13 protein-coding genes and 1 tRNA gene are annotated in these 15,144 nt (G+C 63.1%); 11 read left to right on the forward strand and 3 right to left on the reverse strand.

The genetic code is table 11. From position 1 onward, the window contains the following. Positions 1 to 57 precede the first annotated feature (57 nt). The 10 genes from QMK17_RS18995 (at position 58) to QMK17_RS19040 (ending at position 10,725) form a co-directional block, all read left to right on the forward strand. Positions 58 to 639: a TetR/AcrR family transcriptional regulator gene (locus tag QMK17_RS18995; RefSeq protein WP_283510851.1), complete on the forward strand. Its 582-nt coding sequence runs from the start codon at positions 58 to 60 to the stop codon at positions 637 to 639. Next, positions 636 to 2,123 (forward strand): flavin-containing monooxygenase, encoded by a 1,488-nt coding sequence (locus tag QMK17_RS19000; RefSeq protein WP_283510891.1) that lies wholly within the window; start codon positions 636 to 638, stop codon positions 2,121 to 2,123. Before QMK17_RS18995 ends, QMK17_RS19000 begins: the two co-directional genes overlap by 4 nt. Further along, positions 2,120 to 3,805, forward strand: a complete 1,686-nt coding sequence (locus QMK17_RS19005; RefSeq protein ID WP_283510852.1) for a GMC family oxidoreductase — start codon at positions 2,120 to 2,122, stop codon at positions 3,803 to 3,805. The genes QMK17_RS19000 and QMK17_RS19005 overlap by 4 nt, the downstream gene beginning before the upstream one ends. Positions 3,806 to 3,807: 2 nt before the next feature. Beyond that, complete coding sequence (locus QMK17_RS19010) at positions 3,808 to 4,464, forward strand: hypothetical protein (protein ID WP_283510892.1); 657 nt, start codon at positions 3,808 to 3,810, stop codon at positions 4,462 to 4,464. Positions 4,465 to 4,514: 50 nt separating this feature from the next. Then, entirely contained in the window at positions 4,515 to 4,985 is a 471-nt protein-coding gene (locus QMK17_RS19015; RefSeq protein WP_283510853.1) for a Fur family transcriptional regulator, read from the forward strand. Between the two features lie 78 nt (positions 4,986 to 5,063). Beyond that, positions 5,064 to 6,593 (forward strand): catalase, encoded by a 1,530-nt coding sequence (locus QMK17_RS19020; RefSeq protein WP_283510854.1) that lies wholly within the window; start codon positions 5,064 to 5,066, stop codon positions 6,591 to 6,593. 87 nt (positions 6,594 to 6,680) lie between these two features. Then, positions 6,681 to 7,154, forward strand: a complete 474-nt coding sequence (locus tag QMK17_RS19025; protein ID WP_283510855.1) for a Dps family protein — start codon at positions 6,681 to 6,683, stop codon at positions 7,152 to 7,154. A gap of 83 nt (positions 7,155 to 7,237) precedes the next feature. After that, on the forward strand, positions 7,238 to 7,915 hold the full coding sequence (locus tag QMK17_RS19030) for an HAD family hydrolase (RefSeq protein ID WP_283510856.1): 678 nt from the start codon (positions 7,238 to 7,240) through the stop codon (positions 7,913 to 7,915). Beyond that, positions 7,912 to 9,672 (forward strand): glycoside hydrolase family 15 protein, encoded by a 1,761-nt coding sequence (locus QMK17_RS19035; RefSeq protein WP_283510857.1) that lies wholly within the window; start codon positions 7,912 to 7,914, stop codon positions 9,670 to 9,672. Before QMK17_RS19030 ends, QMK17_RS19035 begins: the two co-directional genes overlap by 4 nt. Positions 9,673 to 9,753: 81 nt before the next feature. Further along, on the forward strand, positions 9,754 to 10,725 hold the full coding sequence (locus QMK17_RS19040; RefSeq protein WP_283510858.1) for an LLM class F420-dependent oxidoreductase: 972 nt from the start codon (positions 9,754 to 9,756) through the stop codon (positions 10,723 to 10,725). A gap of 54 nt (positions 10,726 to 10,779) precedes the next feature. Here the strand turns inward: QMK17_RS19040 and QMK17_RS19045 are convergent. Together QMK17_RS19045 and QMK17_RS19050 are read right to left on the reverse strand one after the other, a co-directional pair. Further along, a tRNA-Pro gene (locus QMK17_RS19045) sits at positions 10,780 to 10,853 on the reverse strand. 18 nt (positions 10,854 to 10,871) lie between these two features. Next, on the reverse strand, positions 10,872 to 11,882 hold the full coding sequence (locus tag QMK17_RS19050) for a metallophosphoesterase (protein ID WP_283510859.1): 1,011 nt from the start codon (positions 11,880 to 11,882) through the stop codon (positions 10,872 to 10,874). 77 nt (positions 11,883 to 11,959) lie between these two features. Between QMK17_RS19050 and QMK17_RS19055 the strand changes: the two genes are divergently transcribed. Next, positions 11,960 to 12,424 carry a GatB/YqeY domain-containing protein gene (locus QMK17_RS19055; RefSeq protein WP_283510860.1) on the forward strand — a complete coding sequence of 155 codons (465 nt, stop codon included), beginning with the start codon at positions 11,960 to 11,962 and terminating at the stop codon, positions 12,422 to 12,424. A 68-nt stretch (positions 12,425 to 12,492) separates the two neighbouring features. Here QMK17_RS19055 and QMK17_RS19060 read toward each other — a convergent pair whose 3' ends face one another. Further along, complete coding sequence (locus tag QMK17_RS19060; RefSeq protein ID WP_283510893.1) at positions 12,493 to 14,850, reverse strand: penicillin-binding protein; 2,358 nt, start codon at positions 14,848 to 14,850, stop codon at positions 12,493 to 12,495. Between the last annotated feature and the right edge of the window lie 294 nt (positions 14,851 to 15,144).

Raw genomic sequence — 15,144 nt, forward strand, 5'->3', positions numbered from 1 at the left:
GTGAGCAATTTAAAGACAGTCTGGACTGTTTGTTGATTTCGGTCTACTGTCGGCTTTGTGACCCAGAGCACTGAGATACCGGAGCGGCGAACCCAGGCCGAGCGCACGGCAGGCACGCAGGCGAAATTGCTTGACGCCGCGATCGACTGCCTCGTCGAGCTCGGCTTCGCGAAGACGAGCACCCAAGAGATCGCCCGACGAGCCGGGGTGTCGCGCGGCGCGCAGCTGCACCACTTCCCGACGAAGGAGTCCCTGGTGACCGCCGCTGTCGGCCACCTCGTGGACAGGCGGCTCGCCGAAATCCTCGAAACGAAGCCGGATCCAGAACGCGGCGTCGAGGTACTGAGCGAGGCATTCTCGGGACCCATGTTCTACGCAGCCCTCGAGCTGTGGGTCGCCGCACGAACCGATCCCGCACTCCACGAGGCCATGCTTCCGCTCGAGCGAAAAGTGACGGAGGCGATCATGGGCGGCGCCACCGCGATCATGGGCAGTCGGATGTCGACCGAGTCCATCGAGTTGAGCGTAGAACTTGCACGCGGTCTGGCGGTGTCCGCACTGCTACGGACTCCCGACGCCGATACGGCACTTCGAACCCGACTCCTGCCGGCCTGGGAGCAGAAAGTGATGGAATGGTGACGCTGCCCGAGTCCGTGCACGTGCTGGTGGTGGGGGCAGGCTTCGCCGGTATCGCCGCTGCAACAAAGATTCTCGCCGACGACCCGTCATCGGATGTCCTCGTCATCGAGCGCGCCGGAGATGTCGGCGGTACATGGCGCGACAATACGTATCCGGGCTGCGCCTGCGACGTGCCGACGTCGCTGTATTCGTTCTCGTTTGCGCCGAGCCCCGATTGGACGCATACCTTTGCGCGCCAACCCGAAATCCATCGTTACCTCCGTGGCGTCGTCGACACGACGGGACTGGGCGAGCGGATCGTCACCGAGTGTGCACTTGTGAATGCCACCTGGGATTCCGCGCAGAGTCGGTGGCAGGTCGAGACGTCCAAGGGATCGCTGACCGCCGACGTCATCGTCGCTGCCACGGGTGCGTTGTCCACCCCCAAATTGCCCGATGTGCCGGGGATCGAGACTTTTCGCGGCACGATGTTCCACTCGGCGACGTGGAACCACGAGCACGACCTGGCCGGGCGTCGGGTTGCGGTTATCGGCACCGGCGCATCCGCGGTGCAGTTCGTGCCTGAGATCGTGGAGCAGGCCGAGCGCGTCACGGTCTTCCAGCGCACCCCTGCCTGGGTGGTTCCACGGCTCGATCGCACGCTCGGCACGGTCGAAAAGGCTCTGTATCGCCGCTTCCCGGCTACGCAGAAGGCAGTGCGAGGATTTATCTACGGCTACCGCGAGGCCTACGTGACTGCTCTCGCTCACCACCCGAAAGTCCTTCCTCTGGTTTCGGCTGTCGCGAAGATTCACCTTCGGCGGCAAGTGAAGAACAAGAAGAAGCGCGCTGCTCTGACGCCGGACTTCATCTTGGGGTGCAAGCGCATGCTGCTCTCCAACGACTGGTTGTCCTCCCTCGATCGTGACGACGTCGATCTGGTCGACGGTGGTCTTGCCGCGGTCACCGCCGATGGCGTCGTCGACTCGCGGGGAAAGTTGTACCCCGTCGACACCATCATCTTCGCGACGGGGTTCACCCCGACGAAACCGCCTGTCTCACATACTCTCGTGGGCACGGACGGTCGGACACTCGCCGAGGCATGGGGTGGCAGCCCGAACGCCTACCGCGGGACCACGGTGCATGGCTTCCCGAACTTGTTCCTCATGTACGGCCCCAACACGAACCTCGGGCACAGTTCGATCGTCTACATGCTCGAGTCGCAGGCAAACTATGTGGTCTCGGCGCTGCGGCAGATGAACGAGCGGGATCTGGCCTCGGTCGATGTAGCGGAAGATGCACAGCACCAGTACAACTCGTGGATCCATGACTCGCTCTCCGGGACCGTGTGGAACTCGGGCGGCTGCTCGAGCTGGTATCTCGACTCGGAGGGGAAGAACCCGGTGATGTGGCCGACGTACACCTTCACATTCCGCAATTCAACGAGGACGTTCGACATCGAACACTATCGCAGCGTTCCGGCAACGAAAGGCCTTCAGGTATGAGCGACTTCGACGTTCTGGTCATCGGATCGGGATTCGGCGGCAGCGTCGCAGCATTGCGCGCAGTGGAGAAGGGATACCGCGTCGGCATTCTCGAGTCGGGTCGCAGGTTCGCCGACGACGAATTGCCGAAAACGAGCTGGCGACTTCGAAAGTACCTGTGGGCACCGGCGATCGGATGCTACGGAGTGCAGAGGATCCACCTCCTGCCCGACGTGTTGGTGATGGCGGGAGCCGGTGTCGGCGGGGGATCGCTCAACTACGCGAACACGTTGTATCAGCCGCCGAAACGGTTCTTCGAGGATCCGCAATGGGGCCACATCACCGATTGGCATCGCGAGCTCGCTCCGTACTACGACCAGGCGAAGCGCATGCTCGGCGTCGAGACGAATCCGACGATCACACCGTCCGACAAGGTCATGAAGGAGGTGGCCGAGGACATGGGTGTCGGTGAGACCTTCACCAGCACCCCGGTAGGGGTCTTCTTCGGGACGCCGGGCCGAGAGTCGGCTGATCCGTTCTTCGGTGGAGTGGGACCGGCGCGGACCGGCTGCACCGAATGTGGGTCTTGCATGACCGGATGCCGTGTCGGAGCGAAGAACACCCTCGTGAAGAACTACCTCTATCTTGCGGAACAGGCAGGCGCAGAAATCTTTCCGCTCACCACGGTCGTAGAGGTGCGACCGAGCGGCGAGCACTACGAGGTGGTCACTCGCCGAACCGGTGGAAAACTTCGTCGGAGCGAAAAGGTGATCACCGCCAATCAGGTCGTGTTCGCCGCGGGAACGTACGGCACCCAGAAGTTGCTGCTTGCGATGAAGGAAACGGGAGCACTGCCCAGGTTGTCCGAGCGGATCGGAAGCCTCGTTCGCACCAACTCCGAAGCCGTTCTCGCTGCAACGGCCCGCGGCCGCGATGTCGACTACACCGAGGGCGTCGCCATCACGTCGTCGTTCCATCCCGACGATCACACCCATATCGAGCCTGTTCGATACGGCAAGGGCAGCAACGCAATCGGTCTACTCCAGACCGTGCTCAGCGACGGTGGCGGCCGAACACCCCGAGTCCTCAAAACGCTGGGGGTCGCACTGCGGCATCCGGGCGCAGCCGCGCGCAGCCTATCGGTGCGCCATTGGTCGGAGCGAACCGTCATCGCGCTGGTCATGCAGACCGACGACAATTCACTCGAACTCGGTTCCAAGAAGGGCTTCTTCGGTAGGCGCCTGACCAGCAGGCCGGGTGCTGGTGATCCACCACCGCAGTGGATCCCGCAGGGGCACGACGCAATTCGATTGTTGGCGGACAAAATCGGCGGCGATCCGGGCGGTTCCATTGCCGAGATCGTCAACATCCCGATGACCGCTCACTTCCTGGGCGGCTGTGCGATCGGTGAATCGGCCGAGAAAGGCGTCGTCGACGCCTACCATCGCGTTTTCGGGTATGAGGGCCTTCACGTTCTCGACGGTTCGGCGGTCAGCGCCAACCTCGGGGTCAATCCGTCTCTCACCATCACTGCTCAGGCGGAACGAGCGATGGCGCTGTGGCCGAACAAGGGTGAGCAGGACCACCGCCCTGCCGTCGGCGAGCCCTACCGGGAGATCGTGCCCACCCAGCCCGCGAGACCGGTGGTTCCGATATCGGCGCCCGGTGCGTTGCGGTTGCCGTTGACGGTGATAGGGCAGTGACAATGTGGAGTGTCATCGAATCGACGACCGACAGGGAAGACTGGCCGCAGAGCCCGCCCCCGCCGTGGCCCGCAGATGTCAGGGCCACTATCTGGTGGCATCGTGCCACCGACGCGGGGCGTGAGTTGCTGCCCGACCGATCGGTGCCGGTGACACTGGTGATGATGGTCGACTACCTCTCTTCCCCGGTCGGGCCTTATCGCGAGATCCTTGCCAGTCCCACGCTGCGTCGTCCCGGTCATGGGCTCGGTGTGATGCCGAGGATCTCGGTGCCGTTCATTGCCGTCGATTCCGAGGTGTCGGCGCACGGTGGGCGAACCCACTGGCAGCTCCCGAAGGTCCTCGCCGAGTTCGACGGCGATGTGCTCATCGAATCCTCCGCTTCGGACACCGACTGGTCGGTGAAGGCCCACGCGAAGGGGGTAGGCCCGTCGTTCCCGATGAGGGGCGGGCTGGGATTCGCGCAGCCGGTCGACGACGAGTTCCTTCTTGCGGGCGCGCGGTTGTCCGGCAAAGCCCGGTTGTGCCGGGTGAAGGTGGACGCGACCGGACCGACCTTGGGGTCCTGGCTGAAGTCAGGCACCCACAGTGGTTTGCAGATTGTGAGCGGATCGATGGTCACAGGGCCATCGCGACTGTTCAGCGCGTTGGAGGTGTAGTTAGCCTTCCTTTTCTTGACTTACTCCAGAAAAGGGGCATACTCGAAAACATGCCATTGGACGACGCGAGAACAGACCCGGTTGTGCAACTGCGCTCCGTTGGCCTTCGCGTCACCGGTCCTCGAGTGGCGGTTCTGAACGCGGTCGCATCTCGGCCGCACTCGGATGCCGACGACGTGGCCGCGATGGTTCGTGCCGACGTTGGGTCGGTGTCCACGCAGGCGATCTACGACGTACTTCGTGCCTGCGTGAACGCCGGGCTGCTTCGGCGCATCGAGCCGGCGAATTCGGCGGCTCTGTACGAAACTCGCATCGGCGACAATCACCACCACCTGGTGTGCCGTCGGTGTCGCAATGTTGTCGACGTCGATTGCGTCATCGGTGCAGCGCCGTGTTTCGTACCGTCCGATACGCAGGGCTTCGTCGTCGACGAGGCAGAGGTCGTGTTCTGGGGCCTGTGCGCCGAGTGCGCAGCACTCGATGATTCAGCTGCACCTTTACCGGCTATATCCACCGCCTAGCGCGGTACGTCCAGCCCGCGTGCTGAGCCAGCCCCTCGGCGCGCACCCCAGCCAGCGAAACACAGGAGGCTTTCACCAATGACCGAGCCCACCACAAACAAGCCCACCACCAGCAACTCCGGCATTCCGGTACCCAGCGATGATCAGTCTCTGACCGCGGGTACGCAGGGCCCGATCCTGCTTCAGGATCATTACCTCATCGAAAAGATGGCGCAGTTCAACCGCGAGCGTGTGCCGGAGCGTGTCGTGCACGCCAAGGGATCGGGTGCGTTCGGCGTTCTCGAAATCACCGAGGATATCTCGAAGTACACCAAGGCCGCGGCCCTGCAGAAGGGTGTGAAAACAGAGGCTTTGGCGCGTTTCTCCACCGTCGCCGGTGAGCAGGGAAGCCCTGACACCTGGCGCGATCCTCGCGGATTCTCGCTGAAGTTCTACACCACCGAGGGCAACTGGGATCTCGTCGGCAACAACACGCCGGTCTTCTTCGTCAAGGACCCGATCAAGTTCCAGGACTTCATCCGCAGTCAGAAGCGTATGCCGGATTCAGGACTGCGCGATCACAACATGCAGTGGGATTTCTGGACGCTCTCCCCGGAGACCGCTCACCAGGTCACCTGGCTGATGGGAGATCGCGGAATTCCTCGCAGCTACCGTCACATGGACGGATTCGGTTCACACACTTACCAGTTCATCAACGACGCCGGCGAGCGCTCCTGGGTCAAGTTCCACTTCAAGACCAACCAGGGTATCGACTTCCTGACGCAGGAGAAGGCAGACGAGCTTGCCGGAACCTCCCCGGACGATCACCGTCAGGACCTGTTCGGCGCCATCAAGAAGGGCGAGTTCCCGAGCTGGGACTTCTACGTGCAGATCATGCCCTACGACGAGGCCGAGAACTACAAGTACAACCCCTTCGACCTCACCAAAGTCTGGTCGCAGAAGGATTACCCGAAGATCAAGGTCGGCACGCTGACCCTGAATCGCAACCCGGAGAATTTCTTCGCGCAGATCGAGCAGAGTTCGTTCGAGCCCTCGAATCTGGTTCCCGGAATCGGAGCGAGCCCGGACAAGATGCTGCTCGGTCGGATCTTCTCCTACGCCGACGCACACCGTTACCGGATCGGCACCAACTACGCACAGCTTCCGGTCAACGCACCCAAGGCCGAGGTGAACACGTACTCCAAGGAAGGGTCGATGCGGTACTCGTTCAACTCCGCTGACACCCCGGTGTACGCACCGAACTCCTACGGCGGACCACATGCGGACACCGAGAAGTACGGTAACGACGGGTCCTGGGACTTCGAGCCACGATTCGTGCGTACCGGTTACATCGAGCACCCCGAAGACGGTGACTTCGTCCAGGCCGGACAACTCGTCCGTGAGGTCATGGACGATGATCAGCGCGAACGCCTGGTAGGCAACATCGTCGGACACGCGCTCAATGGTGTCACCGAGCCGGTGCTGCAGCGCGTCTTCCAATACTGGACCAACGTGGATCCCGATCTCGGCAAGAAGGTGGAGGAAGGTGTCAGGGCGGGTCAGGATGACGCCGCGCCGACCACCAGTCAGTCGCCCACAACTCCAGGCGACGAAGCGGCAAAGGTCTAAACGACCTGACCTGCGTTGCGGCCCGGAGCTATTCGGGCCGCAACCATAGGTTGTGTTCATCACGAAACCCTGAAGGAGGCACATCTCATGACCAACCCCATCACCAGCACTCTCGATGCAGGCCAGCAGAAGATCGCCGGAGATGCCCTGCAGGGTACCGTCGTCGATCTCATCGACCTGTCGCTGATTGCGAAGCAGGCGCATTGGAACGTTATCGGAAAGAACTTTCGATCCGTCCACCTCGCACTCGACGAATTGGTTACTGCGGCACGCGACTTCACCGATGACGCAGCCGAGCGCGCCACCGCGATCGGCGTCAGCCCCGACGGGCGCGCGGCAACAGTGTCCACCACCGCAGGCACCAAGGGATTCGGCGAAGGCTGGACCAAGGACGAGCAGGTCACGGCCGCGATCGTCGACAACCTCGCCGCCGTGGTCGATCGACTGCGCGGACGTATCGCCGACACCGAAGCCGCCGACCCGGTGACCCAGGATCTGCTGATCACCATCACAGCTCGTCTCGAGCAGTTGCACTGGATGTGGCAGGCTCAGATCGATTAGAACAAAAGCGCGCACAGGCTCCCTCCCACGTGGAGGGAGCCTGTGCGTGTTTTGTCACCTGTGTCGACGGGTAACGAACACTCATGACTTCGAACTCAGGCGCTGTTCTGTTCGACATCGACGGCACGCTGGTGGACTCCAACTACGTGCACGTCGATACGTGGTCCAGGGCCTTCGCCGACGCCGGTGTCACGGTCCCATCGTGGAGGATCCATCGGTGTATCGGGATGGACGGCGACAAACTACTCGAGACGCTGGTCGGTGCTGCGGACAGTGCGTTGGCGCTGGAGGCGAAGGATCTCCACACCGCGTACTACGAGGATGCGAGTGCGCGTCTGCAAATTCTGCCGGGGGCGCGAGAGTTGTTGGCGCGCATCGAGGATCTGGGTCTCACTGTCGTTCTGGCGACGTCGGCGCCTGAGGACGAGCTTGCCAAGTTGCGCGACCTGCTCGACGTCGAGGACTTGGTTTCGGTAGTGACGTCCGCCGAGGACGCCGACATGGCGAAGCCGAGCCCGGAGATCGTCGAAGTCGCTCTGCGGCGCGCAGGCGTCGACCCGAAGGACGCAGTGATGATCGGCGACAGTGAGTGGGACATGAAGGCCGCCGGAAAGGTTGGCGTGACCGGCATCGGCGTCCGATCCGGCGGAGTCTCCGAAGCCGAGCTGCGCGAGGCCGGAGCAGTCGCTGTCTACGACGATCCTGCCGACATCATCGAGCATCTGAGCGAGAGCCCGATCGCCGCGCTTCACCACTCATGAGCCGCCGCGAAGGCTACTGCGCAATCGAGGACTACGCTGCGATCGGCGACGGCCGGACGGTTGCGCTCGTGGCCGACGACGGCCGGATCGACTGGCTGCCGATCCCCAATCTCGATTCACCACCGCCCTTCGCTGCACTGCTCGATGCAGTCGACGGCGGGCGGATCGAACTATCTCCGGTGGGCGACTACGAGGTCTCACGGAGCTATGTGGACGGCACGAACGTTCTGCAGAGCACCTATTCGACGCAGACCGGTTCCGTACGCGTGACCGACTCGCTCAACACAGGCGTGGCCGGACGGCTGCCGTGGGCCGAACTGGCGCGCCGAATCGACGGGTTGGACGGCGCCGTCACGATGGCATGGCGCGTCGTGCCGGGAACATGCCTCGGCATCGCGTCTCCGTGGGCGCACAACTCTATTCACGGCACGGTCCTCCGCCTCGACGGACTGACGCTCGCGGTACGCACCCTGGGAATCGACGGCGCCGAACTGACCGCCAAGGACATCGGTGGAACGTTCGCGACGGCCTTGGGCTCCAGGCATCTGGTAGCTGTCGTCGGCACCGAGGACGAGCCGCTCCCGCTGCCCGATCCCGAATCAGTCGACGCAGGCGTCGATCGGACCGTCGCGAACTGGCGATGCTGGTCCGAGATAGTCACTTACGACGGTCCGTGGCGCGACGACGTGACGCGGAGTGCGCTGGCGTTGAAACTGCTGTTGCACAGTCCTTCCGGGGCGATAGCGGCAGCGGCCACGACGTCGCTCCCCGAGAACCTCGAAGGCGGTAAGAACTGGGACTACCGCTACGCGTGGGTGCGCGATACCGCGTACACGTTGCGCGCAATGATCCGATTCGGAATGCGCGAAGAGGTCCACGCCGCTGTTGCGTGGCTACTGAAGGTCATCCGGTTCAACGATCCATTGGTCAATGTCTTCTACACACTCGATGGCGAAATGCCTCGCGGAACAGAACAATCCGATGTACCCGGATGGCGCGGTATCGGGCCGGTCGTCAACGGTAACCGCGCGTCGGGTCAGTTGCAGCTCGGCATCTTCGGGGACCTCTTTTCGATCGTGCGCCTCTACGTCGACGCCGGGAACCTTCTCGATGCCAAGACCGGGCGACTGCTCGCCGAGATCGCCGACCGTGCATGCGACTGGTGGCAACGCAAAGACGCGGGGATGTGGGAACTGGAAGACGAGGAGCATTACACCGCATCGAAACTCGGATGCTGGCAGGCACTCGACTGCGCGGTCCACCTCAACGAGCTGGGCGAGATTCCGGGTACGCCCGACCGGTGGAAAGCCGAGCGCACCCTCATCAGGAACTGGGTCGACGAACATTGCTGGTCCCCCGAACGCGGCACCTACCTCGCCTACCCGGGGAGCGACGGTCTCGATGCCGCGGTTCTCCTCGGCGCTGAGATGGGCTTCGATACCGGCGAGCGCATGTCGTCGACCATAGATGCGTTGCGGGGTGAACTCGGTGACGGACCGCTCCTCTACCGCTACAGCGGAATGCAGAAGGAAGAGGGAGCGTTCGTGGCCTGCGGATTCTGGAATGTTTCCGCCCTGGCCTTGGTGGGAAGACAGGACGAAGCGGAACACCTGATGAATCAGCTCGTCGGACTGTCCAACGACGTCGGTCTCTACTCCGAGATGATCGACCCTTCCGACGGTAGCTTCCTCGGTAATTTCCCTCAGGGCTTGAGCCACCTGGCCCTCGTGAATGCCGCTGCGACGCTTGCGGGATGAACGTGTCACGGTCGTCATCACCGACTTGATCGACAAGGCCCGTGGACTCCGGGCCCGTCTTCCACTATTTGAGGAGAACTTATGACCAATTTCGGCTACACACTGATGACCGAGCAGAGCGGCCCGAAGGAACTCGTGAAGTATGCGGTCGGCGCCGAGAAGGTTGGCTTCGACTTCGAGGTCGCGAGCGATCACTACTCCCCGTGGCTGTCCTCGATGGGACACTCCCCGTACGCCTGGACCACGCTGGGCGCCGTCGCGCAGGCCACCGAGCGCGTCGAGCTGATGACGTACGTGACGTGCCCGATCATTCGGTACCACCCGGCTGTCGTCGCGCAGAAAGCAGCAACGATGCAGATTCTCGCCGACGGTCGATTCACGCTCGGACTGGGTAGCGGCGAGAACCTGAACGAACACGTCGTCGGCGAGGGCTGGCCGTCGATCGACAAGCGTCAGGACATGTTCGTCGAGGCGCTCGAGATCATCAGGAAGCTTCACGCCGGCGGACTGGTCACCTACGACGGCAAGTACTTCCGGGTCGACTCGGCCCGAATCTGGGATCTGCCGGAGGCCGGCGTTCCGATCGGCATAGCGGTAGGTGGAGAGAAGGCTGTAGCGCGGTTCGCGGACTATGGCGACCATCTCATCGCCACCGAGCCGGACGCCGACCTCGTCAAGGCATGGGCCGAAAACCACGATGGACCAGCCCGCGCCATCGGTCAGATCCCGATCTCGTGGGATCCCGACAAGGACGCGGCCATCGACCGGGCCCACGACCGGTTCCGCTGGTTCGCCGGAGGCTGGGCAGTCAACGCCGACCTCCCGACAACCGCCGGGTTCGCAGGCGCGACCCAGTTCGTTCGCAAAGAGGACGTCGCGGAAACGATCCCGTGTGGACCCGATCTCGATGCCATCGTCGAAGCCGTGAAGCCGTACTGGGAAGCTGGCTTCACCGATGTCGCACTCGTCCAAGTAGGCGACGAAACCCAGGAACGATTCCTCGCCGAGGCCGCTGGGCCGCTACTGGAGAAGCTGCGCGCGGCGTCCGCCTGAGCCCTCGAAAACACGAAAAAACCCACCTGCGCGAGCAAGTGGGTTTTTTGTGTGTCGGGGTGGCGGGATTCGAACCCACGACCTCTTCGTCCCGAACGAAGCGCGCTACCAAGCTGCGCCACACCCCGTGCACCGCGTACGAAAGTCTAGCTTACGACTGCCTCGGAACGCGAAACGCCCTCGTCGGAACCCTCTCTCGGTCCCTTTCGCGGTGCAGGAGTGAGTGTCAACAACGTGGCTTCGGGCCTGCAGCAGAACCGGGCAGGCGCATACGGCGATGTCCCGATTCCAGCCGATACGTGCAGCTGGGTGTGCGCACCCCACTTCGACGGACCCTTCACGCGTGAGCGATCGATCTCGCAGTTCGTGACGACCGCGCCGTAGAACGGCAGGCACAGCTGGCCGCCGTGAGTGTGGCCGGCGAGGACGAGGTCATACCCGTCGTCGGCGAACTTGTCGAGGACACGCGGCTCGGGGGAGTGGGTGATGCCGAGGCGAAGGTCTGCCAAGGGGTTGGGTTGGCCCGCGATGGTGTCGTAGCGGTCGCGCTTCAGGTGGGGATCGTCGACGCCTGCTGAGGCGATGCGAACGCCTGCGACTTCGAGCTCGCGGCGAACATGGGTCACGTCGTGCCAGCCGCGCTCGGAGAACGCGGCCCGCAGATCACGCCACGGCAGCGACTCACCGAGTACGCGCTTGTGGTCCTTCTTGAAGTACTTCAGCGGGTTCTTCGGTTTCGGTGCGAAGTAGTCGTTGCTGCCGAAGACGAACAGACCGGGCCGGGAGAGCAGTGGTCCGAGCGCCTGAACCACAGAGGGCACCGCTCGCGGATGCGAGAGATTGTCCCCGGTGTTGACGACGAGGTCCGGCTCGAGGCGATCGAGCTCACGAAGCCAGTTCTGCTTGAGTCGCTGGTTGGGCATCATGTGCAGGTCGCTGATGTGAAGCACGCGCAGCGACGCCGAGCCGGGCTCCAGCACTGCCATGGACCTCTCGCGCAGTGTGAATGCATTGCGTTCGATGAGTGTGGCGTATCCGAGACCCAGCGCTGCTGCACCGGCGGTGGCGAGCGCTGCTGTCTGGACGGGAGCCTGCGCGGCGTGCTCACGGGCGCGAGTTGCTGCCGCGAGAAGACTTGCTGAGGCACTGTATTTCACGTACACCAGGTCCACGATACGGCAGCAAAGGTAATCGACGTGCGGGGTCGAGCTACGTCCGCGTACCGTTCTGTGACATGTCCGAAATGAAGACCAGGCTCAGAGCCGACCTCACCACGTCCATGAAAGCCAAGGACAAGCTGCGTACGGCGACCATACGCATGCTCCTCGCTGCGATACAGACCGAAGAGGTCTCCGGCAAGGAAGCGCACGAGGTGACCGACGACCAGGTGCTGAAGATCCTCGCGAAGGAATCGAAGAAGCGCGGCGAATCAGCGGAAATCTACACCGAGAACGGTCGAGGTGAACTCGCCGCAACCGAGCGCGCGGAAGCTCAGATCATCGACGAGTACCTGCCGACCCCGCTCACCGACGCTGAACTCGCGGATGCCGCGGACACGGCAATCGCCCAGGTGGCAGAAGAACTCGGAGAGCGTCCGGGAATGAAGCAGATGGGCCTGGTGATGAAGGCAGCATCGGCGCTGACCGCGGGCAAGGCCGATGGCGCGAGGGTGTCGAAGGCCGTAAGAGACCGTCTGTAGGCGCTACGCGCTCGTGAGTGGAAATACGTCGCAGGGGACGTATTTCCACTCACGAGCGGCGGAGCCGCTCACCGCGGAACGGTCAGCCCCGGAATTGCCGGAATCTGCAGGTTCGGCGGTAACGCCGGGAGCGGAATGTTCGGCAACGCGGGCAGCGACGGCGCAGGAGGCGCCACACGCACGGAACCGTCGCTCACGTAGATCGTGATCATCGACCCCGGAATCGCCGATCCCGACGGCGACACGCTGACCACTGTGCCGCGCGATGCGGAGTTCGCTGTCGTTGCTGATGTCACCTGGAATCCCGCTGCCTGCAGGGTCGAGGTTGCGGAGCTCTGGGTCTGACCTGTGACGTCGGGAACCTGGCCGTTGGCCGAACCGCGCACGTACTTTTGATCCAGCGGCGGCAATACGACGGGGCCGAAGTTGTTCGCGATCGGTTGCATCGCGTCGTACCAGGTACGGGCGGGTTCGTTACCTCCGTACAGGTTGCCTGATCCACACGGACGCAGCGGGAACGAGCAGATCTCGCCCGGTGTCGGCGAGTCGCCGTAGGTGTACACCGCAGCGGCGTAGTGGTTGGTGAAGCCGAAGAAGCCGGACGACATGTGCGATTCCGTCGTACCGGTCTTACCCGACATCGGCAGCGACCAGCCGACAGATCCAGCGGCAGACGCGGAGGTGCCGCCTGGTTGATCGTCTTTGCTCATCGCGTTTGCCAGAGTGTTGGCCAGCCCGGGCTCGACGACCTGCTCGCAGGCTTGCTGAGTAAAGGAGACCTGCTTGCCTTCACGGTCGAAGACGCCGTCGATCGGAGTCGGGGGGCACCACTTGCCGCTGGAAGCGAGCGTCGCGGCGACGTTCGACAGCTCGAGCGGATTCACCCATGTCGGTCCGAGGGTGAACGAGCCCAAGTTCTGCGACTTCTGGAAGTCGGCCATGCTCCGCTCGTCGAAACCGGACGAGTTGGGGTCCGCGTACGAGCGCAGCCCCAGCCGGACCGCCATGTCGACGGTGGGCGTCACGCCGACCGATTCGATGAGCTTGACGAACGCCGTGTTAGGGGACTGAGCGAGGGCATCGGTAATGGGCAACGACGCCGGATAGTTGCCTGCGTTCTCCACACAGTAAGTATTGGCCGGACAACCCTCGGCGCCACCGTCGCCGAGTCCCTTGACCTCGGCGCGACGCGGTACCTGCAGCACCGCGGCTGTCCCGAGACCGCGTTCCATGGCGGCGGCGGTGGTGAATATCTTGAAGATGGACCCGGCACCGTGCCCGACGAGCGAGTACGGCTGGGCCTGGACCGTCTCGTCGGCATCGGCGTCGAGACCGTAGGTTCGGCTGCTGCCCATCGCCAGAATGCGATGGTTGTCCTGGCCGGGAGCGATGACGTTCATGGCGGTCGCGACTCCGTTGAGGCCTGGGCTGGTGTTGGACACCAGCGCTGCCTTCGTGGAGTTCTGAACCGCAGGATCGAGCGTCGTGCGGATCAGGTAGCCGCCCTTGTCGATCTGGTCGCGGCTGATTCCCGCATTCGCCAGATACTGCAGTGCGTAGTCGCAGAAGAAGCCACGATCGCCTGCGGCAATACAGCCGCGTGGGAGGGACTGCGGAACCGGCAGGACGCCGAGCGGTTCCGTCTTCGCCTGGCGGAACTCGTCGGCGCGCTCGGGGATGTTCTGGATCATCGTGTCGAGCACGGTGTTGCGCCGTTCGACGACGCCTTCCTCGTTGGTATACGGGTTCAGCGCGGAGCTGGACTGCACCATGCCCGCAAGCATTGCGGACTGCTTCGCATCGAGCTGGCTCGCGTCGATACCGAAGTAGGTCTGAGCGGCGTCCTGGATGCCGAACGAGGAGTTTCCGAACGGTACGAGGTTCAGGTACCGAGTGAGGATCTCGTCCTTCGTCAGTTCTTTGTCGAGCGTCAACGCCATTCGGATCTCACGGATCTTACGAGCGGGCGTGGTCTCGATGGCCGCGCGTCGTTCTGCATCGGTCTTGGCGACGACGAGGAGCTGGTAGTTCTTCACATACTGCTGATCGAGTGTCGATGCGCCTTGCTGCACCTGGCCGCTCGTGGTGTTGGTCAGGAACGCCCGCAGTGTGCCCTGCCAGTCGACGCCTTGATGCTCGGCGAAGCGCTTGTCCTCGATGGAGACGATCGCGAGCTTCATCTCGTTGGAGATCTTGTCGCTCGGCACCTCGAATCGGCGCTGCTCGTACAACCACGCAATGGGGTTGCCTGCGGAATCGACCATCGTGGAGACGGCGGGAACAGCGCCTTCGACGAGTTCGGCCGACACATTGTCGACGGTGTCGGCGGCACGGTTGGACGCGTAGCCGAACCCACCTGCCAACGGAAACATCACGCCGGCCAACAGTGCACCCGCGAGTGCTGAACATCCGGCGAGCTTCGCCACGGTTTTTCCAACTGACACTCGCACAGCGTACGTGGGCTAACGCATTACTCCCAGAATCTAGGTCGTCATGGAAGCTGCGCACCCTCTCGATCGGGTCGTTCAGCAGGCTGCACGCTCACGAACCGGAGAGCTGCCGAGATTTCTACGCCGTGCGGAAGCTCTCAACCTTCGGTCGAACCGCAGGTCGAGACGGCCGTACCAGAAATTTGCGCGTTCCGTCTTGCGTTCGGCGTCAGATTTACCTAAATTATTGAGCACGGTGTGATTCACATAACACTTGTATATGAATGTGGG

Source organism: Rhodococcus sp. G-MC3, from assembly GCF_030063335.1.
Taxonomy (GTDB): Bacteria; Actinomycetota; Actinomycetes; order Mycobacteriales; family Mycobacteriaceae; genus Rhodococcoides.